Below are 25,339 nucleotides of genomic sequence, written 5' to 3'. Positions count from 1 at the left end.
TATAGCTAACCTTGATAAAACTTGGGAGGCGTTTTAGTGGATACTGAGGAAAACATCTCAACGAAGCGAAAACCTGCATCAAGCCCCAGCTGATAGTCGTGTAATAAAGCTCCTCTCTCACTCATTAAAGAGCTAGATAAAAGCGGTTTTTCTGGCTTAATTTGAACAATAAAACAGTCATCTGGGGGATTGTGTAAAAAATCTTGAGTGAGAGAGTAAGTTTGATAATGAACCATTAGCATATCTGCTAATCCCGAATCAAATTTCTCGCCCAGTAAATAACTTAACCGATAGATATCCTCTGCACCAAACAACCACCTCCCACCATTAAGCGCTTCAAGTTGAATGTGCCTTAGCTTTTCTTCCTTGGAACGCTGCAATTGCTCGGTAAAGAAACTTGCCCAATCATCCTTCCAACTTGCTAATTTTTGTTGCCAACGATCTTGAATATTATTAAATGAGCCACGGTACCATTGAATATTATTACCTTGCATTTCTTCTTCAATTTCGGTTTCTAAATCTTCGCCTTCTGTTCTTATTACGATAATGCAACGTGCCTCTTTACGCCACGCCTCTTGCACTGGGATAGACGCTGACACACCACCATCGACATATACTCCATGCTCAAACTGAACGGCTTGATTATATAACCTAGGAATGGCACATGTTGCGATCATGACCTTTCTCCAATCTTGTTCAAGCATGGGTAGATAGTGATCAAATAAGCGACTGGTATCAGTTACAGCCGCAAAAGCTTTTCTATCCTTCAATATTTTTCTACCCATATCAATATCTAACTTATACGGATAATCGCTTATTTTATCGACTGCCCAATCGATTCCAAGGTGCTGCTTGCGTCTGATATAGCGGAATAAATTGAAAAACTTAGGGTCTGTTGTTAGGTCTAGAATGAAAGCACGGCCTATCCCTCTCTGGCGACATAGAAATCCACACAAATTAAGTGCACCGGCCGAGGTACCATAAAAGACATCGAATGGATCAAAGTTAGACAAAAGAAAAGCGTCAAGCACACCAGAAGTAAAGATGCCACGCTGACCGCCTCCTTGAGCAACGAGAGCGGTTTTTCCTCCCGTATATTTCGCCAGACGATGGGTATCCAGTTCAATAGCCGCACTCGTAACTACGCCGCTGTTGTGCATAAGATTAACCTAAACAGAAGTAATCGCGACCAAGCCGAAGCTGATAAGCACAGTAAAAACAATTACCGTGATCACTAGCGCATATTTTAACTCGCTCTCCACTAGAACCTCCTATGTCATGTAACAAAGTAATAACACCCTTGTGAGGTATCTTCAAATATTCCCCTTTTTTTGTGCGTAGTTATGACGTTAGTATCACAATTACAAAACCAACCTGCGCTAAAGGACTGCTGATATGGTCAACAAGACTCGGTACTCTCTCGCCACTCTATTTTTGTCTGTATCCATACCTATTTCAGCAGATGTCTATCTTACTCCTTGGGTTGGCTATTCTGGCGGTGGAAAGGTTGTTGCTCAAAATGAACAAGCCTATGATTTACAGGGCTCTGAAAGTTATGCCATCACCGGCGAGATAAGCTTAAACGAAGGAAGGGTTGGGGTTTTCTATTCTAATCAAGACACTAGCGTTGACTCTATCAACGTCGATTCAACTATGCATTATCTTCAATTCCAAAGTAGCATCTACTACCCTGCTGAAGACAACATCTCATTTTATCTCGGGATTGGCTTGGGAGCATCATATATAGATGCTGACTGGGTAGATGATGAGCTGGGGTTTTCTGCAAGTATTTTAGGAGGGTTTGAATACCGTTTGTATGACCACCTTGCACTAAATACACAGCTTCGCTGGCTTGGAACTGTAGTGGATAACAACTCCAGCGGCATATGTAACTTATCCACTTCAGAGTCTGATAGCTGTATCATAAAATTTAAAACAGACTGGATGAACCAATTTTCAGCCAACTTAGGATTAACTTGGAGCTTCTGATCCTTTGTTCCCCCAAACAGCTTTCACGGTGGGATAGGACTCTGGATCCGAACTTGGCGACTAAAAACACCTACGCAAAGTTAACTACAAGATATTAAGTTATTTTTTTACGCAATGAATCTATTGCGTTAAATCATTTTAGTAGTTAGTCTTTTTATTGCATACAGCTTATTATTTCAGCCTTTGCAAACACACACTAATAAAATCAACATAAAACCCTAAGATAGTATGATTTTTACAGTGCAAAAGACCAACTTATTATCTATTAAAAGTTGATTCATTACCTAAAATAATACCAATTGGGGTATATCTACTTTTTGCACTAGAGTTAAATAAGCTAACGTTCAGCTTAAGCACTTAGTTTCAAATCATGTTACTCATAAATATGGGTTTACAGGAGTCCTATATGCAAAGAGAACAATGGGGATCCAGAGCAGGCTTTATTTTAGCTGCAGTTGGGTCAGCAATCGGGTTAGGAAACATATGGCGTTTTCCATACATGGCCTATGATAATGGTGGTGGCGCTTTCTTTATTCCTTATCTTTTTGCCATGCTCACCGCAGGTATACCTTTCATGATCCTCGAGTTCAGTATGGGGCAAAAATATCGGGGAAGTGCCCCTAGAACCCTTGCAAAAATCCACTCAAAGTTTGAATGGCTTGGATGGTTTCAAGTGGGAGTAGCCGCCATCATCGCCGTATACTACGTAGCCGTTATTGGTTGGGCAATTTCTTACTTTGGTATGTCTTTCAAACAAAGCTGGGGCACTGACACAAATGCTTTCTTTTTTAAGGAGTACTTAGCACTAGGTGATAACTCTCCAACCAATCTGGGCGATATTCAGTGGAAAATAGCCGCTGCTATGCTCATCGCTTGGGCAATCACATATGCAGCTATTGTTGGAGGTGTAAAAGCTGGTATAGAACGCGCTTCAAAAATCATGATGCCAATACTGTTCATCATGGTCATATTACTGATAGCTAGAATGGTTTTTCTTCCAGGTGCATTAAATGGCATTAACTATATGTTTGAGCCTGACTTTAGCAAAATTTTGGACGTCAAAGTTTGGGCTGCAGCTTATGGGCAGATATTCTTTACTCTGAGTATCGGATTTGCAATCATGCTCGCCTATTCAAGTTACTTACCTGAAAAGTCAGATATCACTAACAATGCCTTTATGACTGTCCTCATTAACTGTGGATTCTCAATTTTAGCCGGAATTATGATCTTTTCTGTATTGGGCTACATGGCCTTTGAGCAAGGAAAACCTCTAAATGATGTCGTTTCAGCAGGAGTTGGACTAGCGTTTGTGACTCTACCCGCAGCAATCAACCTGCTACCTGCCCCCTACATTTTAGGGCCCCTATTTTTCTTTGCTCTTGTTGTCGCTGGACTAAGCTCCCATATCTCAATTATGGAAGCGGTCACTTCCGCAATCATGGATAAGTTAAACTGGAGCCGTAGAAAAGCTGCAACCGTAGTTATCGGTGTGGGTGTCATTGTATCAATGGCCTTTGCAACCAATGGCGGGCTGCTTCTACTCGATTTGGTTGACCACTTTGCCAACAATGTCGGAATTATGGCTGGTGGATTTGTAGAGATTATATTGATGGCATGGCTGTTAAATAAAGTAGCTGACGTACGCCAATACGCCAATGACACATCAGATTTTTCAATAGGATCTTGGTTTATCATTTGCCTTAAGTTTATTACGCCAATAATGCTGGCCATTATTCTAGCGACCAAGCTACATACCTTATTGACTGAAGGTTATGGTGACTACGATCTAACTTTAGGCTGGGCAATGATAGCAGCACTATTTGTCACTGGCATTCTAATTAATACAACGAGTAAACACGAGGAATCACTATGACCACTGGAGCAATTGTAATGATGGTGCTAGGGCTGGGACTTACTTGGGGCGGCGCCGCTATTTGCATGATAAGAGCAATGAATAAGAAAGCAGAATAAGTCTCCTTCTCGATTAAAAATGCCGGCATAGATGTGCCGGCATTTTTGTAAGGAGCTAGAATGTATACTTAACGCCAAGCGCTCCACCTATCTGCAACTCTGCACCACCATGTAAGTCCAGTTCTGGGTGAATTTGTCCATACATATCCCAGTTTTTATGGAAGTTCCAGTTCACACCAAGGGGGACTCGAGCTCCAAACTCGTCATGATCCCACTCACTCCAAGCACCTGCGCCTACATACCAAGTCAAAGGTACATCAGCATCAAATTCCCCTCTGGCAAAGATGTAATCGAAAGCTGTACCATCATTGCCCAAGGTGAGGCGGTATTTATTGTCCAATTCAACAACAGCGCTCAAGTCTTGATCGAAAGCCATACCTGCAGACCACTGATGAGCCCCTTCACCTTCAGCCAAAACTGTCGCGCTCGCGGTCAAAGCGGCAAATCCTAGAACTCCTCTTGCTAGGATACTTTTTTTCATTTCGATGCTCTCTACACTAATAAAACACCGTTCAAATCTACAGATAAGAGACTATTTTATGTCAGGCAAAAGTTAAACAAATTGATAAAGTAGACAATTATATTCAGGCCCTACAAAAAAAGGAGGCTAATGCCTCCTTTAAATATCAAATGTTCACTGGATTAGCCGTTGTTACGAATCCACTCATCCATTTCTGTTTTTAAGTTATCTGATTTAGTACCGAATATTGCTTGTACCCCACCAGCAACAACAACAACACCAGCAGCTCCTAGACGTTTAAGTTTTTCTTGGTCAACAGCTTCACTGTCTGCAACCGCAACACGTAAACGAGTAATACATGCATCCAAACCCGTAATATTTTGCTTACCGCCGAACGCTTCGACAAGTTCACCAGCAAGATCGGAACTAGATGTCACTGTTTCCTCAACGGATTCTTCTTCACGACCAGGTGTTTTAAGGTCAAGCGCTTTAATCACTACTCGGAAAACTACATAGTAGATAACGGCGTAGACAATACCTGTCGCTACCATTAGGCCAATTTTCTGAGAGTTACCGGATAAAACAAGGAAATCAATTAAACCGTGTGAGAAAGATGTACCATGAACAAACCCGAGTGTATTAGCTACAACATATGCAGAACCTGCTAGCAAAGCATGAATACCGTATAAAATAGGTGCAACGAATAAGAAAGAAAATTCGATTGGTTCTGTTATACCAGTTAAAAATGACGTCAATGCAGCAGATGCCATGATGCCCATGACCTTTGCGCGATTCTCAGGCTTAGCTGAATGAGCAATAGCGATTGCTGCTGCTGGTAAACCAAACATCTTAAACATGTAGCCGCCAGCTAGTTGGCCAAAACCATTACCAGCTGCACGAGATGCATCATCTGCAACCAAGTAACAAGTAAGAACACCATTCTGAGCTTCACCAGCCGCGTTAACACAAGATCCAGCTTCAAAGAAGAAAGGAACGTTCCAAACATGGTGTAAACCAAATGGGATTAAAGAACGTTCAACAATACCATATATACCAAAAGCGACCTGTGGGTTTTGGTGTGCAGACCAATCTGAGAAAGACTGCATAACGGCAGCAACTGGTGGCCAAATGATTGACAGCCCCAAAGCTAGCGCAATGGCAAGGAAACCAGTAATAATTGGCACGGCACGTTTACCCGCAAAAAAGCCCAAGTATTCTGGAAGCTGAATTTTGAAAAAACGGTTAAAAGACCACGCAGCTATACCGCCGACTAAAATGCCACCAAGAACGCCTGTCTCATAGCGTTTCAATATCAGCCCTACAGCATTATCATCTAAAACATTACCTGCCGCTAAAGCTGCCGCTTTAGCTGATTCAACGTCTAGCTGAGCAAGTGCTCCTAGCGTAGCTGTCATAATACCATAGCCAACTATTGCAGCTAAACCAGCGACACCATCATTGTTCGTGAAACCAAGCGCTACACCTACCGCAAATAGAAGCGCCATCTGGTCAAAAACAGAACCACCCGCTCGTTCCATAAGATTTGAAACAATCTCGGGGATAAAGCTAAGATTGGCTGCACCAACCCCAAGTAGGATGCCCGCAACAGGTAAAACTGATACTGGTAGCATCAGAGCTTTACCCACTTTTTGCAGGTTAGCAAAAAGATTCTTAAACATATATATGCTCCTGAAAAATTATAAGAATTCTTGGGTTCTAACGGCACACCCCCGCAGCCTTAAATGTTAGCACCCATGGAAAATGAAACCACATATTGCAGTATATTTTCCGGCTCTAAATATATATTGATGGTAAACAAACTTTCTAGCTGCTTACAAAAATAAGTTCCAAACTAATAGATAGATCACAGTCTAAAATCAAAGTGTTCATCACAAATATGGCCTTATCCTATTGAATTATAAGATCTTAAGTAATGATAATATTAATTTTACAGGGAAAATAAAATAACGCCCATAGTTATTTTATTAAGAAAATTTACATTGCAACAGAATCAATACTGCTAGCTCAACATCATTAGTATAATAGATTAATTAATCAACAAGTGATGATCCAGAGCATAAAACATTAAAACTTATGACTTTTATTGCTCAGATCTTTATTTTCATCTAAAAAAAAGATCCTTGAAATTATTGCTGGTTTTAAAACCAACTTCAGATAAAGAAAGCCCCTTCAACTTGGCAATATAGGAAGCGACATCGGCAACATATGCAGGCTGGTTTTGTTTTCCTCGGTGCGGCACAGGAGCTAAATAAGGTGAGTCTGTCTCAATTAACAAACGTTCCAATGGAAGTGCTTTAACTACTTCTTTCAGGTCTGTAGCCTGTTTAAAAGTAACAATACCAGATATGGAGATATAAAAGCCGAGATCCAATGCTGCTAGAGCAAAGTCTAAATCTTCTGTAAAGCAATGAATTACACCTCGACATTTTTCTGCGCTCCCTGAACGCAAAATATTTAAAGTATCTTTCCTTGCTTGCCTCGTGTGAATGATCAGAGGCTTATTTAACTTAACCGCCAGTTCAACATGTTGCTCGAACCGCAACGTTTGTAACATTTTGGTTTCAGGTTGATAATGATAGTCTAGCCCTGTCTCACCAATTGCGATAACTCTAGAATGAGATGCGTATTCATAAAGGCGCTCTAAAGAAAATTCACTTTCAACATCAAGGGGGTGAACACCACAGGAGGCATATACATTATCGAAAGGTTCAATTAACGCCATCATATCCGGAAAAGAGTCTAGAGTAACACCAACCGAAAGTATTTCGGTGACATTTGAGGCTTTCGCCTTTTCTATTACATCCGCAACGCCCGAGTGTAAGTTTTCATAGTCTAGTTTATCAAGATGACAGTGTGAATCTACGAACATACTTCCTCATTAAATTTGGTTAACCAATTTAGAATCAGCAGCTCACTATTTAGTCCTGTGTACTCTTTTAACTGCTCCGTTAATCGACTCAGACTGTCTGATTGTTGATACAGTTTTTCATAGCTTAAACAACCAGCCAACACTTTAGCACCAGGAGTAAAATAAGCCTCATCCAGACCAAAATACACTTTTTGTGCATCAGTAAGTAAATACCAAACCCATTTTAGGTACTCTTCATGTGAACTCGAAAGTAGTTTTGCCAAACTGGTAATATCACCGTTAAGTTTTATACAATCAAAAAATTCTCTCTCGATTTGATGATATTTATCTCCCTGCTCTCTTTCAAGAAAAGACAGGGTGGCCAACGGTGCATTGTCGTTAATGTGTGCAACGAAAGAAGGGAGTGTAGAAGACACTTCTTTGCTTAACCACTCGAGCATTACTTGCGAAGAAGGTTTGGGTACCTGCCATCTTTGACATCGACTCATCACAGTCGGCAAGACTTGATGACATTTATAGGTAATAAGAAGGAATACACACGTTTTTGTAGATTCTTCAAGGGTTTTTAGTAAGGCATTAGCCGCAGATTCCGTCATAGACTCAACGGGGTCAATTATAAACAAACGCTTTCCAGACAATTGCGATGATTCATGAGCTAAGCGATTGCAGGTTCGAATTTGTTCAACAGTGATTGTTTTACCTTCTTTTTCAGGTTTCACCAAATGAAAATCAGGATGATTACGCGCTTGCATTAATTGGCAACTATGACACACACCACATGCCTCACTAGCATAATTGCCACACATAACCGCACTACTAAATAAGTTGACCAGCTGCTCGGTACCTAAACCTGGCTCAGAGATTAGTAGAGTCGCACTTGAAAAAGTGCCATGCTCGAGACCAAACTGCCATTTGCTCCAAATATTGGCTAGCCATGGGTAGTTCAATGTCATGACTGTAGCTCTAACCATTGACTTAATTTACTTTGTATATCGTTTGCAACAGCACTAATGCTCTGTTCGGCATCAATAATAATAACATCGTTATCGTTAGCCGCTAATTCTAGATAGCGTTTTCTTGTCCGTTCAAAAAAACTCATATCCATCTTCTCGATACGATCTAACTCTCCTCTTCCTCTCGCTCGTGCAAGGCCGACTTGAGGATCAATATCAAGATATATCGTTAAATCGGGTTTAAAATCACCTAGCGTGGTTCGTTTAAGCTCTAGTAACGACTTTTGTGAAAGCTCACGTCCACCACCTTGGTACGCTTGGGAAGACATATCATGCCGATCACCAACAACCCAACGGCCTGACGCTAAAGCTGGTTTAATCACGTTCTCGACTAACTGAACACGAGCAGCATACATAAGTAAAAGCTCCGTCATATCTTGCAGCTCTTCACCTTCATGCTCTTGCTTAACCAAAGTACGTAGCTGCTCTGCCAAAGCCGTACCACCAGGTTCACGGGTATTTTGAATGCTCTTCACTCCAGCATTCTCAAGAGCCTCAAGTATCGCTTTAATCGCAGTACTTTTCCCTGCACCTTCCAGGCCTTCTATAACGATAAATTTCGCTTTGTTCATTTCCTACTTCTTAACTTTTTTAAATAAGCTCGAACTGCTCGATTATGTTCGGCTAAGGTTTTTGAAAAAACATGTCCACCGTCACCACTAGCTACAAAATAAAGGTAGCGACTATCTTCAGGGTTTAGAGCGGCTTCAATTGACGCTTCTCCAGGCATAGCAATTGGTGTCGGCGGCAAGCCAAAAATAGTATAGGTGTTGTACGGCGTTGGTGTTCGAAGATCTTTCTTGCGAATATTACCGTCATATTTATTTCCCATTCCATAAATGACTGTTGGATCAGTTTGCAATCGCATACGTTTGTTGAGTCGGTTGATAAATACGGCTGCCACGCGCTGTCGCTCTGAGTCCACCGCAGTTTCTTTCTCGATGATAGATGCTAAAATCAATGCTTCATAAGGCGAATTAAGCGGCAGTTTTTTGTCATTCTCAGCCCACTGTTCCTCAAGTACTTGTTGCAGCTGATTTGCTGCACGCTGCAATATATCGAGGTCGGTCGTGCCCACAGTGTAATGGTAAGTTTCTGCCAGTAATAGGCCTTCCAGCTTGTTCTTTTTCACACCTATTTGCGTTGCAATCTCAGCCTCACTTAAATCATCGATTTCATGTTCAAGGTGTGGTGATTGCTGTAATAATTCACGCCATTCCGAAAAGGTAGAACCTTCAACAAAAGTGATAGAAAACTGATGTTCTCTACCCGTTTTGAACAGTTCTAGAGCTTGCTTTAATGTCATCCCTGGTATTAGAAGGTAGGTGCCCGCTTTAACTTCGACCATTTCGGGATAAAATCTATGGACTAGGCTATTAAGTTTGCTCGTTAAAATCAATTGGTCCTGCGACAAACTCGATAGAACTCTGTTAAAACTTTCCCCAGGATTGACGGTGTAAATTCTTTCTTGCTTTAATGCTAGAGTCTGGTTGATGAACAGTTCCATTTTCTGACCAATGTATACATAGCTAGCAATGGCCAACAGTCCAACACATACCAATAAAGCGGTGACTTTTCTAATCACGAGTTAACCATCTCCTGAATTTGTTTTGTGATTGGCCCTTTGTCATAGGCTTGCTTACCAATAAAATCTACTTGTGCGACGCCAAGCAGCGAGTTGGAAACAAAGACTTCATCTGCATTAAATAACTCTTCAAGTGCGTATTGCCCTGTCTTAACATCAATTTTATTCTTAGCCGCAAAGTCAATTATGACACGCTGCATGACGCCCTTTACACCAGCATTAGAAAGGTCTGGTGTATAGATAACATCTTCCTTAACCCAAAAAATATTGGCTGATGTGGTTTCAATGACATTATCGTTAATATCGAGAACAACACCATCCGGAAGACCTTCTTTGTCCATTTCAGCTTTCAGTAATACCTGTTCAAGTCGGTTATTATGCTTATGGCCGGCAAGTAAAGGATTTAAACCAAGGCGTAAACTGCATATACCTAGGCGAATACCTTTGATAAGCCATCGCTCATAATGCACTGGGTAATTAAAGGCATTTATGGTAATACTGGGTGATATAACTTGATTCGGGCTATATCCACGCCCACCTTCACCACGACTGATATGAAGCTTAAGGCCGGACTTAGCATCAGCAATAATTGCTTTACTCAACCAACTCTCCACTTGTTGCCAGCTGGGTGGTGTAATTCCAAGTAGTTCGAGGCAGGACTGCATCCTTTCCTTGTGTTTATCCCAATGCTGAACCTGGTTGTTTTTAACCAACATAGTTGTGAAGCAACCATCTCCATATTGAAAAGAGCGGTCACGCAACGAGATCATATCTGTAGCTTGTCCATTAACCCAGTACATAGTTTCACCTGTATATAAAGAAACGGCCTAATGCCAATGCATTAAGCCGTTTTATCACAGATCTTTCAGAGACTCTTTAGATTTTTTTGAAAACCAAAGAACCATTTGTTCCACCAAAACCAAATGAGTTACAGATAGCATACTCTGAGTCCATTGATTTTGAAATATGCGGGACGAGATCGATATCTTCTAGCCCGTCTTCACAATTATCTAAGTTGATAGTAGGTGGTACCATCTGATCAATAAGAGCCATAATAGTAACGATAGCTTCCACAGAACCTGCTGCACCTAAAAGGTGACCTGTCATGGACTTAGTAGAAGAAACCTTAACCTGCTTGCAACCCTCTTGTCCTAGAGCACGTCGAATACCCTTAGCTTCCGCAACGTCACCTGCTGGAGTAGAAGTACCATGAGCGTTAACATAACCGACTTGCGAACCAGTAATCCCTGCATCACGCATTGCCGCTTCCATCGCTAAAGCACCACCAGAACCATCTTCGCTCGGGGAGGTCATATGGTAAGCATCGCCCGACATGCCAAAACCGACAAGTTCGGCATATATTTTGGCACCACGTGCTTTAGCGTGCTCATATTCTTCAAGGACAATAACGCCTGCTCCATCACCTAGAACAAAACCATCACGTTCTTTATCCCAAGGTCGAGAAGCTTTTTGAGGCTCATCATTACGAGTAGATAATGCTTTAGCTGCGCCAAAACCAGCCATACCCAGTGGAGTAGAAGCTTTTTCAGCACCACCGGCTACCATAGCATCCGCATCACCATAGGCAATCATACGAGCGGCATGGCCAATATTATGCAAACCCGTAGTACAGGCTGTAGAAATAGCGATATTAGGGCCACGTAAGCCACGCATGATCGATAGGTTTCCCGCTACCATATTAACAATGGTTGATGGGACAAAGAAAGGGCTTACTTTTCGTGGTCCCTTTTCGACCAAAGCCGTATGGCCCGTTTCGATAAGGTCAAGTCCACCAATGCCAGAGCCAATAGCCACACCAACGCGCGCAGCGTTTTCGTGGTTAATTTCTAAGCCTGAGTCATCAATAGCTTGGATGCCAGCAGCAATGCCGTATTGGATAAACAAATCCATTTTACGAGCATCTTTTTTTGACATGTATTCAGTGCAGTCAAAATCCTTTACTAAGCCCGCAAAACGGGTCGAAAAGTTTTCTGAGTCAAAGTGCTCGATATTTACGATACCGCTTTGACCTTCTAGCAGGGCCTTCCAGGATGATTCTACAGTGTTGCCGACCGGTGACAACATACCCATGCCAGTGACAACAACACGACGCTTGGACACGATTTTTATTCTCCGGAATTGATGTGATTCTATGAAAAGGTATAGAAGAGTTAAAAAGAACACAGGCGGCCAGAAGGCCGCCTGGGAGAGATATTACTGAGCGCTGTTTACGTAGTCGATTGCAGCTTGAACAGTGGTGATCTTCTCAGCTTCTTCGTCTGGAATCTCAGTGTCAAATTCTTCTTCTAGAGCCATTACTAGTTCAACAGTGTCTAGAGAATCAGCACCTAGATCGTCAACAAATGAAGCTTCATTTTTTACTTCTGCTTCATCTACACCTAGCTGTTCAACAATGATTTTCTTTACGCGTTCTTCGATGTTGCTCATTTTTCTTTTCCTTTACAGATTTCGCTTAATGCGATGGTTCCGTAGTTTATTCGAACTATTGAAAGTTGCAAGAGGGTACTTGCTGGTCAAACCACAAATTTAGCGATTTTTACCGAAATTCAATACATTTTTGACTTATATCATGCACAATTCTTGTGCACATAGACGCTGGTCATCACAAACTATAGGCTATTTTGTAACATCAAATGCCTATTTTGTTCAACTTAGCATCAAACCATATACATGCCACCATTAACGTGCAAAGTTTCGCCCGTAATGTACGCAGCTTCTGGTGAAGCAAGAAACACTACCGCTGAAGCAATTTCACGCGGGTCACCAAGACGACCTGAAGGAACATTAGACAAAGTTGCAGCCCTTTGATCTTCATTTAACATCTTAGTCATATCGGTTTCAATAAAACCAGGAGCGACAGTATTTATTGTTACGCCACGAGAAGCGACTTCACGTGCCATAGACTTAGTAAAACCAATCACACCCGCTTTAGCAGCAGCATAATTAGCTTGCCCTGCGTTACCCATAGTACCAACAACAGAGCCAATATTAATAATACGGCCTGAGCGCTTCTTCATCATACCACGAAGAACTGCTTTAGACATGCGGTAGATTGGAGTCAGGTTAGTATCGATGATGTCATTCCATTCATCATCTTTCATGCGCATAAGTAAGTTATCACGCGTAATACCTGCATTGTTCACCAAAATATCGATTGTTCCAAACTCATCGTTAATTTTTTTCAGAGTTGCTTCAATTGATTCGATATCTGTCACGTTTAGAGCTAAGCCCTTACCTTTTTCACCTAAGTAATCACTGATTGCTGCAGCACCACTTTCAGATGTAGCGGTACCAACGACTGTTGCGCCCCTTTCTGCTAGAAGTTCAGCAATAGCACGACCGATACCACGGCTAGCACCTGTCACTAAAGCGACTTGGCCTTCAAGATTCATCATATGTATTTTCCTCAATATTACTTAGCAGCTTCAAGCGATGCTACATCATTAACGGCAGCGCCGCTAAGTGACTTAACAATACGCTTTGTTAGACCGGTTAGAACCTTGCCTGGACCAAGTTCAAATAACTTATCCGCACCTTGATCGCTCATCAGCTGAACACTTTCAGTCCAACGGACAGGGCTGAACAGCTGTCGCACTAGCGCATTTTTAATTTTGGCGGGATCAGTTTCTGCAATAACATCAACATTATTGATTACTGGTATTTGTGGTACATTAAAATCAATACCTTCTAGTGCAGCCGCTAATTTGTCCGCTGCTGGTTTCATGAGAGCGCAATGAGAAGGGACAGATACTGGTAGTGGTAATACTCGCTTCGCACCTGCTTCTTTACAAAATACTCCTGCACGTTCAACCGCCTCTTTGCTACCGGCGATAACAACTTGCCCAGGCGAGTTATAGTTTACTGGGGAAACGATGTCACCCTGCGCAGCTGCCTCACATGCATCGGCAATAGATTGATCATCAAGACCAATAATTGCGAACATAGCACCAGTGCCAGCAGGAACAGCTTGCTGCATTAATTGACCGCGTAATTCGACCAACTTAATAGCTTGCTTAAAATCAATAACACCAGCACATACTAAAGCAGAGTATTCACCAAGACTATGGCCTGCGATATTCTTTGGTTGCTCTAAGCCAAGCTCTTGCCAAATCCGCCAAATTGCCACTGACGAAGCAAGTAAAGCCGGTTGAGTACGAGAAGTCTGATTTAAATCTTCAGCAGGACCATCTTGGACTAGTGCCCAAAGATCGTAACCCAAAGCCTCAGACGCTTCTGCATAAGTGTTTTTTACCACATCATAGTGTTGGCCAAGCTCTGCAAGCATACCAACGGCTTGTGAACCTTGGCCTGGAAATACGATAGCAAAATTGCTCATTTTATTTACCTTAAAAATAAAATAATAAACAAACGATGCCTATTTCTAGAGGCCATCATCGTGCTATTTGATTCAGCAAGAAAATAGGCTCTAGACATCAAACATTTAGAAAGCTTACGATAGTCTAGAATTTAACTAGCGCAGAACCCCAAGTAAACCCCCCACCGAAGGCTTCAAGCAAAAGGGTTTGACCTCGCTGGATACGCCCGTCACGTACTGCTTCATCCAACGCAGTCGGAACCGTCGCCGCAGAGGTATTCCCATGTTTATCAAGCGTTATCACAACTTGCTCAAGAGACATAGATAACTTTTTGGCTGTCGCTGATATGATACGGTAATTCGCTTGGTGAGGCACCAGCCAGTCTAGCTCAGATTTGTGCATACCGTTGGCCTTAAGCGTATCTTTTACAAGATTTGAAAGCTGTGTGACTGCAACTTTAAATACTTCATTACCTGCCATATGCAGCCATTTATTGGCATCTTTACCTCGCTCTGGTGCTTCAAGACTTAATAAATCACCAAAACGGCCATCTGAATATATATGGGTTGATATAATACCAGGATCTTTACTAGCGCCCATTACCACAGCCCCAGCACCATCTCCAAACAAAATAATTGTTGAGCGATCAGTTGAATCACATGTTTTGGACAAAGTATCAGAACCGATGACCAAAACATTTCTACACATACCCGTTTTGATATGTTGATCGGCTACAGATAAAGCGTAAATAAAACCAGAACAAGCCGCAGCAATATCAAAAGCAGGGCATGTAGAGCGCCCTAACTTAGCCTGAACCTGACAAGCTGAAGATGGAAATGCATGGCTACCACTGGTCGTTGCGACAATAATAAGGTCAATATCATCGATTCCAACTCCCGCCATTTCAATGGCATTGCGCGCAGCAATGGCTCCCATGTCTGCAACAGTTTCATTCTCAGCAGCGATGCGTCTCTCTCGTATTCCAGTACGAGCTACGATCCATTCATCACTTGTGTCTACCATTTTCTCTAAATCTGCATTTGAACGCACTTGAGATGGCAGGTAGCTGCCAGTACCTAAAATTTTGCTATACATGAAGACTAATAATGCCTCTCGAGTAAAACCGCTTCCAAACGATCGCTAATACGGCTTGGTACCTGTCGTTTGACCTCGTGTAATGCCTCGCCAATCGCATTGACAAGAGCATCTACATCAGCACTTCCGTGGCTTTTTATCACAATGCCGCGCAATCCTAGCAAACTTGCCCCGTTATACTGGTCGGGGTTCAGTGTTTTTAGGTCATTAAATAATCCAGAAAATAATTTTCTTGCAACCCAACCCTTTATAGATGTAGACATCATACTCGACCTCAGCTTGTCGATAAATATCTGCGCAGTGCCTTCACATGCCTTAAGGCAAACATTTCCCACAAAACCATCACAAACGACAACATCAGCGACATCAGAGAGTAATTGGTTACCTTCAATATAGCCAACAAAATTAACTGAGTTAGTTTTAGATAGCATCTCAGCGCAACGCTTAACCAAGTCATTGCCTTTAATTTCTTCTGCACCTATGTTGAGAATCGCTACACGGGGGGGGGACTGCAGATATTGTTCAGCTAAAGCACTTCCCATCACAGCAAACTGAAACAACGAATCTGCATCACTAGAAACATTAGCGCCAAGGTCTAGCATCCAAGTTTGTGAGCCCGAAGCTGTGGGAAGTGCCGATATTAATGCGGGGCGCTCAATACCGGGCAGTAATTTAAGCTTAAACCGCGATAAGGCCATCAGCGCACCTGTATTCCCACCACTAACACATGCATCGGCCTCTCCTTTCGCCACAGCGTCAATAGCCAATGCCATTGAAGTGCCATCGCTATGTCTTAACGCTAAAGAGGGTTTTTCTGAATCAGAAATGACTCGGTCACTATGCTGAACGACCAAGCGGGAATGAGGTTGATAACCAAGCGAAGATAATAAAGTAGTGATCACTGTTTGATCACCTGTAAGAATCACTTTTAGCTCTGGGAAATGCGACAGTGCCTGCACGGCGGCAGGCACTGTAACGCGAGGACCGAGATCCCCGCCCATTGCATCAAGTGCAACGGTTAGATTCGGCAAAGGTCAACCTTACTTATTGATAACCTTTTTGCCACGGTAGTAACCTTCAGCAGTTACATTGTGGCGCAGGTGTGTTTCACCTGAAGTCGCATCTACAGATAGTGCGGCTGTAGTTAGAGCATCGTGAGAACGACGCATGCCACGCTTAGAACGTGATTTTTTGCTCTTTTGTACGGCCATTGACCCTACTCCTATGTTAACTCTTAAGAATTAATTCTTTAAGTTTTTTAAAACATCGAATGGATTCGGCTTTTCTTCCACAAGTTCTTCTGGAATTTCACCAAATACCAAATTGTTTGATTGAACGCTACAATCCGCTTCACTGTGTTTTGCAATTTGAGGCAAGTTTAGAATGAACTCGTCTTCAACTAACTGTATTAAGTCAACTTCACCGTACTCGTTAAGATCTACCAAATCGTACTCTTCCGGCGCATTTTCTTCACTTTCTTCACCACGATAGGGAGTATAAGTGAATTCAATTTCGCATTGGTGTGCGAAAGTTTCATTACAGCGTTGACACTCTAAATCAACTTCGATGTTAGCTTTACCAGAGATAACAACGAGTCGCTGCTCATCTAACTCAAATGACAACAACACCTGAGCGTCGCGTTTTACGCCTTCAACTGATTCGAACAAACGTTTAAAAAGGCTGACCTGAATGTAACCATCATAGTCTAATCGTTTTTGTGCCGCTCGTGCCGGATCAACTGTTCGCGGTATTTTTACCTTTTGCATAGGGCGCGAATTCTATCTTCCTATTCAATTTTAGTCAAAGAAAAAGGACAAAAAGTTATGGTTTTTTTCATTACTATCAAATCATCAACGACGGAGAGCCAAATATGATTTACTCTTTTGCATCCGAATAAAATCAATTGTAATCAAAAAATATGACACATTACCAACTTGTTTTAGCCTCTACATCTAAATATAGGCAGTATTTACTGTCTAAACTTTCAGTACCTTTCACCACTGCTTCTCCGCAATGCGACGAAACTCCTCTAAAAAACGAAAGTCCTGAGCTTTTAGTCAAACGACTAGCGAAAACTAAAGCAGAGTCTTGTATTGTCGAGCAACCTAGTCTTATTATCGGCAGTGACCAAGTATGTGTGATTGACGGGGATATTATAGGAAAACCTCTCAATCGCAAAACAGCCATTGAACAACTTAACCGTCAAAATGGAAAAACAGTTCAATTTTTTACAGGTCTCGCTGTTTATAACAATCATCTAAAGCAAACTCATGTCCATTTAGATACCTTCAATGTACATTTTCGTCATCTAAAACAGTCACAAATAGAAAATTACGTTGATAAAGAAACACCCTATGATTGCGCAGGAAGCTTTAAAAGCGAAGGATTAGGGATTGCTTTATTTAACAAATTAGAGGGTAAAGATCCAAATACTCTTGTTGGCCTGCCGTTAATCGATCTCATCTCTATGCTGCAGGTACAAGGTGTAGATATTCTGTAACTCTGCTGTTTCTGCGCCGACTTTGCCTCTAGCTCATGCGCCTACGTAAATCAGACAATACCTGCTCAAGCTTATTTTCCAATGGTGCATGAATTTCCATCCATTGTTCGTTTTCTGGATGCTGAAATTTTATATTTGCAGCATGAAGAAATAGTCTGTCTAGGCCCACTTTCTCCATATAAACGTCAAATCGATAATCACCATAGCGATCATCTCTCGCTATTGGATGCCCTGTATATTGAGTATGAACTCTGATTTGATGAGTACGGCCAGTAATTGGACTGGCCTGAATCAACGTTGCCTCAGGAAATTTCTCGATAATTCTAAATCGTGTTTCAGAACTTTTACCTTGTGGGTTAACGCGCACAATACTGTTGATTTCATTTTTCAAAAGTGGAGCCGTTACTTTCTTACAACTGGATTTCCATTGCCCCATTACGAGTGCAAAATAATACTTTTGCACAGTTTTAGCTCGAAATTGAGCCTGAAGATGACGAAGGGCTGACCGCTTTTTAGCAACTAACAATATACCAGAGGTATCACGATCAATACGGTGTACTAATTCAAGAAAACGTGCTTGTGGCCTTAATGCACGTAACGCTTCAATAGCTCCAAACTTTAACCCACTGCCACCATGAACCGCAGTACCTGAAGGCTTATTGAGTACTAACAAATGATCATCTTCGAAAATAATCATTTGTTCAAGCTCAGCCACCTTATTAAGCTTCGTACTAACCGCTGAAGACTCTGTTTGCTTCTCGTCAACAGTTACGGGTGGTATACGAACCAAATCTCCCGCTTTGAGTTTATATTCAGCTTTGATGCGTTTTTTGTTTACACGGACTTCTCCCTTACGCAAGATTCTATAAACTAGGCTCTTAGGGACGCTTTTCAGTTGATTACGTAAAAAATTATCAATACGTTGACCAGCCATATCGTCATCAATGTCGATAAACTGGACTTGGGTTTTAATTTCACTCATTTTGATATTCTATCACTGAGATGCTTGTAAGTTCACGTTTTCTGCACAACAAATTATAAAATCCACCTTAATGACTGAGTTTCACTAGTGGCTAGACATGAAAATTCATCAAGATAATTATTGACTAGGTTAAAGGATAGATAGGTGCTTACAATACAATCAGTTAAAAATTTATAAAATAGGTTTTTTAACCTTTTACAGCAAAGCAGATTGCTGAGTTTAATGGGTACTGCTATAGTTCACTCCTGCAATGGATGATTAGGCCATATTTTACTAAAACCTAACCATCGTTGAGCAATATATTGAGTAGCCGCTAGTTTAGTGAAATGCAGCATACGGCGTAAGACATTTTGAAAATTAGTCAAGCTTGTTGCCCTACTCATAAAGCTTTCATGTTGAGTATCATCCGCCTTATAGCGGCTCACAAGGGAAATACTTGTGAGGCTGACGTGCCCTAGAGCACCCCTCCAGCCGTGAGGCTGCACATATTTAGCCATGGGGTCAGGCACCTTGAAAGAAACGAAAAGGCAGCAAAAGCCATAGAATGACAACGAGATTTATTAATGAAAAGAATGTTAATTAACGCAACTCAAAAAGAAGAGTTGCGTGTAGCTTTGGTTGATGGCCAACGGTTATATGATTTAGATATCGAAAGCCCAGGACACGAATCTAAGAAAGCAAATATTTATAAAGGACGTATTACCCGCGTTGAACCCAGCTTAGAAGCTGCTTTTGTTGACTACGGAGCAGACAGGCACGGTTTCCTTCCTCTAAAAGAAATTTCTCGCGAATATTTTCCTGAAGGATATACATATCAAGGTAGGCCTAGTATCAAAGAGGTCCTATCCGAAGGCCAGGAAGTCATCGTCCAGGTAGAAAAAGAGGAGCGTGGAAGTAAAGGAGCAGCACTGACTACTTTTATTTCTCTTGCAGGAAGCTACCTTGTTCTGATGCCCAATAACCCTCGAGCTGGTGGTATTTCTCGCCGAATAGAGGGTGACGAACGCACACAACTTAAAGCAGCTTTGAGCACTCTAGACCTACCGCAAGGTATGGGACTAATAGTTCGAACAGCAGGTGTTGGGAAAAGTGCAGAAGAGTTGGAATGGGATCTTAACGTCCTGCTCAACCATTGGGGCGCGATAAAGCAGGCTTCAGAAGCTCACCCTGCCCCTTTGCTCATTCACCAAGAAAGCAATGTTATTGTTCGCGCTATTCGTGACTATCTGCGCCGTGATATTGGTGAAATCCTGATTGATAGCAATACCATTCATGAACGTGCCTTGGAGCATATCCGCCTTATTCGTCCTGATTTTGTTAATCGAGTCAAGAAGTATGACGGTGAGATTCCTCTGTTCAGCCATTATCAAATAGAGAGCCAGATCGAATCCGCTTTTCAACGTGAAGTTCGGCTTCCCTCAGGCGGTTCTATCGTTATCGACCCAACAGAAGCGCTAACATCTATTGATATTAACTCTGCCAGAGCGACTAAAGGTGGAGATATTGAGGAAACTGCACTCAATACGAATCTTGAAGCTGCAGAAGAAATTGCGCGTCAGCTTAGACTTCGAGATCTAGGTGGCTTGGTTGTTATCGACTTTATCGATATGACTCCAGTACGCCACCAACGAGAGGTAGAAAATCGCCTGCGTGACTCAGTACGACTCGATCGTGCTAGGGTCCAAATCGGCCGCATCTCTCGCTTTGGACTTTTAGAAATGTCTCGCCAACGGTTAAGTCCGTCTTTAGCGGAGGCCAGTCATCACATATGCCCACGCTGTACTGGCACAGGTGTTGTTCGTGACAATGAATCTTTAGCCCTTTCCGTTCTTCGTCTCATCGAAGAGGAAGCTCTTAAAGACAATACAACACAGGTACTTGCAGTTGTTCCAGTTCCTATAGCTTCTTACCTTCTTAACGAAAAACGTCGCTCAGTTAATCACATCGAGCGTATTCAAGAAGTTAAAATTACTGTAGTTCCAAACTCAGAGATGGAAACACCTCACTTTGATGTAATTCGTGTGCGCGAAGGCGAAGAATTTGATCTTCTCTCATACTTACTACCAAGTAAGCTTGATGAGATTAAAGAAGCTGAAGGTAGAGATGTAGTAGAAACCGAAACTAAACCCAAGAAAGTTGAAGAACCAGCGCTCAAAGGTTTTGCTGCGCCGTCTCAATCGGCACCAACACCTAAGCCATCACCCAAGGTCTCTGGAAGCACAACTTCAAGCTCCAACCCTAACCAGCCTGGCTTGGTTACTCGATTGTTCAAAGCTGTTGGTAATTTCCTTTTTGGTGCTCAACCAGAGCAGAAGCCATCAGACTCTGAGCAAGCTCAAGATACCAAGCAAGATGAGCAGCGCAATAATCGTAACCATCGTAATCATCGTAATCGTAACGACCAGCGCCGTAGAAATGGCCGCGATAATCGTAAAGACAGCCGAGATGAGAAACGCGATAATAATCGTAACAAGCCACTACGTGACAGTGACGAGTTAGCTTCAGATATCAAAACCTCGTCAGTTGAACATAAACAGCAAAATCGTAAGCCAAAGCAAGAACGTCGTAATAAGCAACGTGATGATGTGAAAACGACTAAAGTCGCTGAAGAAGGCCTAAAACTCGCAGCTGAAGCTCAAAACGACGATAAACCTAAACGTACAGAAGAGAAAACAGCCAAAGTCAAAGAGCGCCGTCAAAGACGTAAATTGACCAAGCAAATACGAACCAAAGACCAAAATGCTCAGTCAGCCGCATCTGAAGAAGTGAAGCAAATTCAGGCTACTACAGCTCAAGAAGCCGCCGTAGAGAAGGCTGAAATTGCGTCAGATGACGAAGCAGAACAGCCTAAACAACGCCGTAATCGTCGCTCACCACGTCACCTGAGAGCGAGTGGTCAACGCAGACGCCGTGGTCGCGATCGACGCCCTAATCCTTTCAGATTGCGCAAAGGTGGTGTCGCATCTCCAGAGATGGCGATGGGTAAGGTAATGCCAAGCTACGGTATAAGCAAGCCACAACCAAAGCAGATTGAAGAAACGGTATCTAGTCAATCGGACAATGTACTCGGTGGTGTTGTGTTCCCTGAGATGGCAATGAGCAAAGTTATTGTTAACTCTCATGTCCCAGAACAAGAAAAAACAGAACAGCCAGTTACAGTAGAAACGACTGTCGAACCTGAGACACTTTCTTTAGACGCACCGGTCGAAGTACCTATTCAGCCAAAAGCGACAACACAAGTGAATCCAGAGTCGTTACAAACACAAGATGTTCTGCACTCTTCTGAAGATAAATCACAGTCTGATATTTTTGTGCCTACCGCCTTTAAGGGCCACTCTTCGGCACCTATGGCAAAAGCACCTGGGAATACAGAGATGAAAGAAATTGCTGTCATTGCAGCACCTTTCCGCGAAACACGTTATTTACCTAAAGGGGCGGGTAGCCAGGTTGCTCGCAATAAATCAAGTGCTGGCATGACTAGACCTCACAGCTATTAGTCGATTATTTCTCGTCGGATCAAACAGCCCCCATACGGGGCTGTTTTCTTTTCATACTTTTCACGGGACTATAAGTCTGACTAATCATCAGCATTAACATCAAGTATCTGACTCATTATTGAACTTAATCATACTTTTAGGTAGCATGCTTCTGGCCGCTCTGAAGCTGTTACTTAATTTCAGGTTCTCTTCTTTCCTAGTATTTACTTACATGAAAATTGAGTCAGAGCCTATACTTTTATCTATTAATTTATCGTTATCTTACCATCCGGATAACATTTAGCATAACTGAGCAAACATGTTTGAATTCCCTCAATTTTCAAAACACTCTGTAAAAAATGATGTGTTATCTGGTTTAACCGTTGCTTTAGCATTAGTTCCAGAGGCCGTTGCTTTTGCATTCGTTGCTGGAGTCGATCCTATGGTTGGACTCTATGCCGCTTTTATTGTTGGTCTAGTCACCTCTATTTTTGGTGGACGCCCTGGTATGATCTCTGGTGCAACAGGTGCAATGGCGGTGGTCATGGTATCACTGGTCGCTTCCCACGGAGTGCAGTACTTATTTGCCGCAATTATGCTGGCTGGCCTTCTTCAAGTTACAGCAGGAATATTTAAATTAGGTAAATTTATCCGAATCGTGCCACACCCAGTGATGATTGGGTTTGTTAATGGTTTAGCAATTGTCATTTTTTTAGCTCAACTAGGCCAGTTTAAAGCACCTGATATCAATGGTATTCTTACTTGGTTACCCCAAGATCAAATGATGTTAATGCTTGGTTTGGTCGCTTTAACAATGGCAATCATTCACTTTTTACCCAAGCTTACCACTGCAGTTCCATCATCACTTGTAGCCATTGTGACCGTCACTGCTTTAGTCGTTGGTTTAGACTTGGAAACTCGCACTGTTGTTGATTTCCTGCGTACTATGTCTGGAAACGATCAGGCTACTCTAGCAGGTTCTTTGCCTACTTTTTCGTTACCAATGATTCCACTAAATCTTGAGACTCTGCAAATCATTTTGCCTTACGCTATCATTCTGTCGGCTATTGGCCTTATTGAATCTCTCTTGACACTGACAGTGCTCGATGAAATGACTAATACACGAGGGCAATCAAATCGAGAGTGTATCGGTCAAGGTATGGCGAACATTACCTGTTCCGTATTTGGGGCTATGGGTGGTTGTGCAATGATTGGACAATCAATGATTAATGTCAATTCCGGAGGAAGAGGTCGTCTTTCTGGTATTGTTGCTGCAAGTGCACTGCTCATATTCATTTTATTTGCTTCTGCACTCATCGAAATGATTCCTCTTGCCGCTCTTGTGGGAGTTATGTTCATGGTTGTTGTCGGCACCTTTGAATGGGCAACCTTCAAATTGGCACGTCGCGTACCGAAACAGGACTTCTTCGTCATCGTTCTTGTGACCGTTGTTACAGTTTTAACCGATCTTGCAATTGCTGTGGGAATCGGCGTCATCGCATCGGCTCTGATGTTCGCTTGGCAACATGCAAAGCACATATATACCGAGACTACGATCAATGCCGAGGGCTCAAAAGAGTATAAAATCCACGGACCAATTTTCTTTGGCTCTACCGCTAACTTTCTCGAGTTATTTGATGCTCATAATGACCCAGTAGACATCATTGTCGATTTTGCCGATTCGAGAGTTACAGATCACTCAGCTATCGAAGCCATCGAGACACTGGCTGAGAGGTATTCCTCTGTCGGAAAAACTCTACATTTACGTCATTTAAGTCCAGACTGCCGTAAATTGCTCGATAAAGCTGGCAGCTTAGTTGAAATAAACATCAAAGAAGACCCTAGCTATAAAGTAGCCACTGATGTTCTAGCAGGTTAATTTTAAAAGGGCTTTCAAATGAAAGCCCTTTTTCTTTTCACTTAGAGCTGTTTATTCAGTTTTTCGCCTAGCAGTTCCAAACGCCACCCTTGCATTACATCAGGTAACTGGGCTGGATCTCTGCCCTTCTTCCAAACCCAACTAATCATTTGATTTAACTGTTTTTTAGATGCGAGAAACTCACTCGCTAAGCCTGATGACTGCGACACTTTTTTTACCTCATCTTTGAGAACCTTAAATTTCTGCTTATAGCTAGGCATATCCATTAAGCGTTCAATTTTATTCGGGTAGTTTTCGCCAGACTGCATTCGAGCGGATTTAACGATTGATATGATTCTTGTGCTATGTCGATCAACTGAACGGCTATCTAGCCCTTCGCACACCATGCTTTCTTTACTTTGTAGCCCCAACTTGGCAATGGTAAGAAGATCATTTTCTTTGAATATAAAATTCAAAGCCAAATCACGACGTATTGCTTCTTTGTATCGCCAAGCCGCAAGAGGTTTCAAAATAGCCAACTCTTTTGGTTTCAGCTGCCAAGCTCCTTTAACATCAAGATAAACAGCCTCAGGGTCGATGATTTTAATCCGCTTGGTTGCCAATAAATCACTTTCTTGCTGTGCTGCTTCCCACCAGCCTGATTGGTTAATACCATTAAGCAGCTTTTCATATAACGGCAGCAAATAAAAAACATCCGCAGCCGCATACTCAAGCTGCTTATTAGTTAGTGGCCTCGCTAACCAATCCGTACGAGACTCACTTTTGTCTAGCTCAATACCAAGATACGACTCAACTAAGGCCGCGAAACCTGTCGATAGACCATGGCCCAAAAAGGCAGCCATTATTTGAGTATCCACCATTGGGTGAGGTAGACAATTAAAACTATTTTTAAATACTTCTAGATCCTCGCCACAAGCATGCAGCACTTTAAGCACTGATGTATCTTGCAAAAGAGCGTTAAAAGATGACATGTCATCAATTGCGGTCGGATCAATTAAGCACAGTTGCTCACCATCATATAACTGAATAAGCCCAAGTAACGGGTAAAACGTTCGAGTCCTAACAAACTCTGTATCCAGCATCACAAAGTCAGCTTTTCTTGCCTGCTGGCATACTGTAATTAGTTGTTCTGATTGGGTAATAATTTGGTAATTCACAACAC

The 25,339-nt window shown here is 42.2% G+C and carries 26 protein-coding genes; 6 read left to right on the top strand and 20 right to left on the bottom strand.

Features of this window, described 5'->3' with window-relative positions; genetic code table 11:
• Positions 1–5: 5 nt before the first annotated feature.
• Together KO511_RS14865 and KO511_RS22320 are read right to left on the bottom strand one after the other, a co-directional pair.
• Positions 6–1,160 (bottom strand): patatin-like phospholipase family protein, encoded by a 1,155-nt coding sequence (locus KO511_RS14865; protein ID WP_215988192.1) that lies wholly within the window; start codon positions 1,158–1,160, stop codon positions 6–8.
• Positions 1,161–1,169: 9 nt separating this feature from the next.
• Positions 1,170–1,262 (bottom strand): YnhF family membrane protein, encoded by a 93-nt coding sequence (locus KO511_RS22320; RefSeq protein ID WP_215988191.1) that lies wholly within the window; start codon positions 1,260–1,262, stop codon positions 1,170–1,172.
• 133 nt (positions 1,263–1,395) lie between these two features.
• Here KO511_RS22320 and KO511_RS14855 point away from each other — a divergent pair, with 133 nt between their 5' ends.
• The 3 genes from KO511_RS14855 to KO511_RS14845 all read left to right on the top strand — a co-directional run bounded on the left by KO511_RS14855 (position 1,396) and on the right by KO511_RS14845 (position 3,960).
• Positions 1,396–1,989, top strand: a complete 594-nt coding sequence (locus KO511_RS14855; protein ID WP_215988190.1) for an outer membrane protein — start codon at positions 1,396–1,398, stop codon at positions 1,987–1,989.
• A gap of 406 nt (positions 1,990–2,395) precedes the next feature.
• Positions 2,396–3,862: a sodium-dependent transporter gene (locus KO511_RS14850; RefSeq protein WP_215988189.1), complete on the top strand. Its 1,467-nt coding sequence runs from the start codon at positions 2,396–2,398 to the stop codon at positions 3,860–3,862.
• Positions 3,859–3,960: a MetS family NSS transporter small subunit gene (locus KO511_RS14845; protein ID WP_215988188.1), complete on the top strand. Its 102-nt coding sequence runs from the start codon at positions 3,859–3,861 to the stop codon at positions 3,958–3,960. The genes KO511_RS14850 and KO511_RS14845 overlap by 4 nt, the downstream gene beginning before the upstream one ends.
• A 55-nt stretch (positions 3,961–4,015) precedes the next feature.
• Here KO511_RS14845 and KO511_RS14840 read toward each other — a convergent pair whose 3' ends face one another.
• The 15 genes from KO511_RS14840 to yceD all read right to left on the bottom strand — a co-directional run bounded on the left by KO511_RS14840 (position 4,016) and on the right by yceD (position 17,106).
• Positions 4,016–4,441, bottom strand: a complete 426-nt coding sequence (locus KO511_RS14840) for a hypothetical protein (RefSeq protein ID WP_215988187.1) — start codon at positions 4,439–4,441, stop codon at positions 4,016–4,018.
• A 161-nt stretch (positions 4,442–4,602) separates the two neighbouring features.
• Positions 4,603–6,099, bottom strand: a complete 1,497-nt coding sequence (ptsG, locus tag KO511_RS14835) for a PTS glucose transporter subunit IIBC (RefSeq protein ID WP_215988186.1) — start codon at positions 6,097–6,099, stop codon at positions 4,603–4,605.
• A gap of 443 nt (positions 6,100–6,542) precedes the next feature.
• Positions 6,543–7,310: a TatD family hydrolase gene (locus tag KO511_RS14830; RefSeq protein WP_215988185.1), complete on the bottom strand. Its 768-nt coding sequence runs from the start codon at positions 7,308–7,310 to the stop codon at positions 6,543–6,545.
• Positions 7,301–8,263, bottom strand: coding sequence for a DNA polymerase III subunit delta' (gene holB / locus KO511_RS14825; RefSeq protein WP_215988184.1), 963 nt, complete (start codon positions 8,261–8,263; stop codon positions 7,301–7,303). The genes KO511_RS14830 and holB overlap by 10 nt, the downstream gene beginning before the upstream one ends.
• A complete protein-coding gene (tmk, locus tag KO511_RS14820) occupies positions 8,260–8,895 on the bottom strand; it encodes a dTMP kinase (protein WP_215988183.1) in 636 nt (211 codons plus the stop codon). Before tmk ends, holB begins: the two co-directional genes overlap by 4 nt.
• Complete coding sequence (mltG, locus tag KO511_RS14815) at positions 8,892–9,908, bottom strand: endolytic transglycosylase MltG (protein ID WP_215988182.1); 1,017 nt, start codon at positions 9,906–9,908, stop codon at positions 8,892–8,894. The genes tmk and mltG overlap by 4 nt, the downstream gene beginning before the upstream one ends.
• Positions 9,905–10,708: an aminodeoxychorismate lyase gene (gene pabC, locus KO511_RS14810; RefSeq protein WP_215988181.1), complete on the bottom strand. Its 804-nt coding sequence runs from the start codon at positions 10,706–10,708 to the stop codon at positions 9,905–9,907. Before pabC ends, mltG begins: the two co-directional genes overlap by 4 nt.
• A gap of 76 nt (positions 10,709–10,784) precedes the next feature.
• The gene (gene fabF / locus KO511_RS14805) at positions 10,785–12,029 is read right to left on the bottom strand and encodes a beta-ketoacyl-ACP synthase II (protein WP_215988180.1); all 1,245 of its coding nucleotides are present in this window, start codon (positions 12,027–12,029) and stop codon (positions 10,785–10,787) included.
• 93 nt (positions 12,030–12,122) lie between these two features.
• Positions 12,123–12,356 (bottom strand): acyl carrier protein, encoded by a 234-nt coding sequence (gene acpP, locus KO511_RS14800; RefSeq protein ID WP_004406112.1) that lies wholly within the window; start codon positions 12,354–12,356, stop codon positions 12,123–12,125.
• Between the two features lie 230 nt (positions 12,357–12,586).
• Positions 12,587–13,321 (bottom strand): 3-oxoacyl-ACP reductase FabG, encoded by a 735-nt coding sequence (fabG, locus tag KO511_RS14795; RefSeq protein WP_215988235.1) that lies wholly within the window; start codon positions 13,319–13,321, stop codon positions 12,587–12,589.
• A 20-nt stretch (positions 13,322–13,341) separates the two neighbouring features.
• Positions 13,342–14,265, bottom strand: coding sequence for an ACP S-malonyltransferase (gene fabD / locus KO511_RS14790; protein WP_215988179.1), 924 nt, complete (start codon positions 14,263–14,265; stop codon positions 13,342–13,344).
• Between the two features lie 124 nt (positions 14,266–14,389).
• Positions 14,390–15,340 carry a beta-ketoacyl-ACP synthase III gene (locus KO511_RS14785; RefSeq protein ID WP_215988178.1) on the bottom strand — a complete coding sequence of 317 codons (951 nt, stop codon included), beginning with the start codon at positions 15,338–15,340 and terminating at the stop codon, positions 14,390–14,392.
• Positions 15,341–15,345: 5 nt separating this feature from the next.
• The gene (plsX, locus tag KO511_RS14780; protein WP_215988177.1) at positions 15,346–16,371 is read right to left on the bottom strand and encodes a phosphate acyltransferase PlsX; all 1,026 of its coding nucleotides are present in this window, start codon (positions 16,369–16,371) and stop codon (positions 15,346–15,348) included.
• A 9-nt stretch (positions 16,372–16,380) separates the two neighbouring features.
• Entirely contained in the window at positions 16,381–16,551 is a 171-nt protein-coding gene (rpmF, locus tag KO511_RS14775; RefSeq protein WP_215988176.1) for a 50S ribosomal protein L32, read from the bottom strand.
• A 30-nt stretch (positions 16,552–16,581) separates the two neighbouring features.
• Complete coding sequence (yceD, locus tag KO511_RS14770; protein WP_215988175.1) at positions 16,582–17,106, bottom strand: 23S rRNA accumulation protein YceD; 525 nt, start codon at positions 17,104–17,106, stop codon at positions 16,582–16,584.
• Between the two features lie 152 nt (positions 17,107–17,258).
• On the opposite strand from yceD, the gene KO511_RS14765 reads away from it, so the two are divergent.
• On the top strand, positions 17,259–17,840 hold the full coding sequence (locus KO511_RS14765) for a Maf family protein (RefSeq protein WP_215988174.1): 582 nt from the start codon (positions 17,259–17,261) through the stop codon (positions 17,838–17,840).
• Between the two features lie 28 nt (positions 17,841–17,868).
• Here KO511_RS14765 and rluC read toward each other — a convergent pair whose 3' ends face one another.
• Positions 17,869–18,822 carry a 23S rRNA pseudouridine(955/2504/2580) synthase RluC gene (gene rluC / locus KO511_RS14760; protein WP_215988173.1) on the bottom strand — a complete coding sequence of 318 codons (954 nt, stop codon included), beginning with the start codon at positions 18,820–18,822 and terminating at the stop codon, positions 17,869–17,871.
• A 239-nt stretch (positions 18,823–19,061) separates the two neighbouring features.
• Positions 19,062–19,319: a hypothetical protein gene (locus tag KO511_RS14755; RefSeq protein ID WP_215988172.1), complete on the bottom strand. Its 258-nt coding sequence runs from the start codon at positions 19,317–19,319 to the stop codon at positions 19,062–19,064.
• 66 nt (positions 19,320–19,385) lie between these two features.
• On the opposite strand from KO511_RS14755, the gene rne reads away from it, so the two are divergent.
• Positions 19,386–22,319, top strand: coding sequence for a ribonuclease E (gene rne / locus KO511_RS14750; RefSeq protein ID WP_215988171.1), 2,934 nt, complete (start codon positions 19,386–19,388; stop codon positions 22,317–22,319).
• Positions 22,320–22,617: 298 nt separating this feature from the next.
• Positions 22,618–24,177, top strand: coding sequence for a SulP family inorganic anion transporter (locus KO511_RS14745; RefSeq protein WP_215988170.1), 1,560 nt, complete (start codon positions 22,618–22,620; stop codon positions 24,175–24,177).
• A 41-nt stretch (positions 24,178–24,218) separates the two neighbouring features.
• On the opposite strand, the gene rnd is transcribed toward KO511_RS14745, so the two are convergent.
• On the bottom strand, positions 24,219–25,334 hold the full coding sequence (gene rnd, locus KO511_RS14740; RefSeq protein WP_215988169.1) for a ribonuclease D: 1,116 nt from the start codon (positions 25,332–25,334) through the stop codon (positions 24,219–24,221).
• Between the last annotated feature and the right edge of the window lie 5 nt (positions 25,335–25,339).

The sequence above is a fragment of the Vibrio hepatarius genome, from assembly GCF_018860525.1.
GTDB classification, from domain to species: domain Bacteria; phylum Pseudomonadota; class Gammaproteobacteria; order Enterobacterales; family Vibrionaceae; genus Vibrio; species Vibrio hepatarius_B.
The sequence above is the reverse complement of the archived record's forward strand: the minus strand, read 5'-3'. Positions and strand labels throughout refer to the sequence as shown.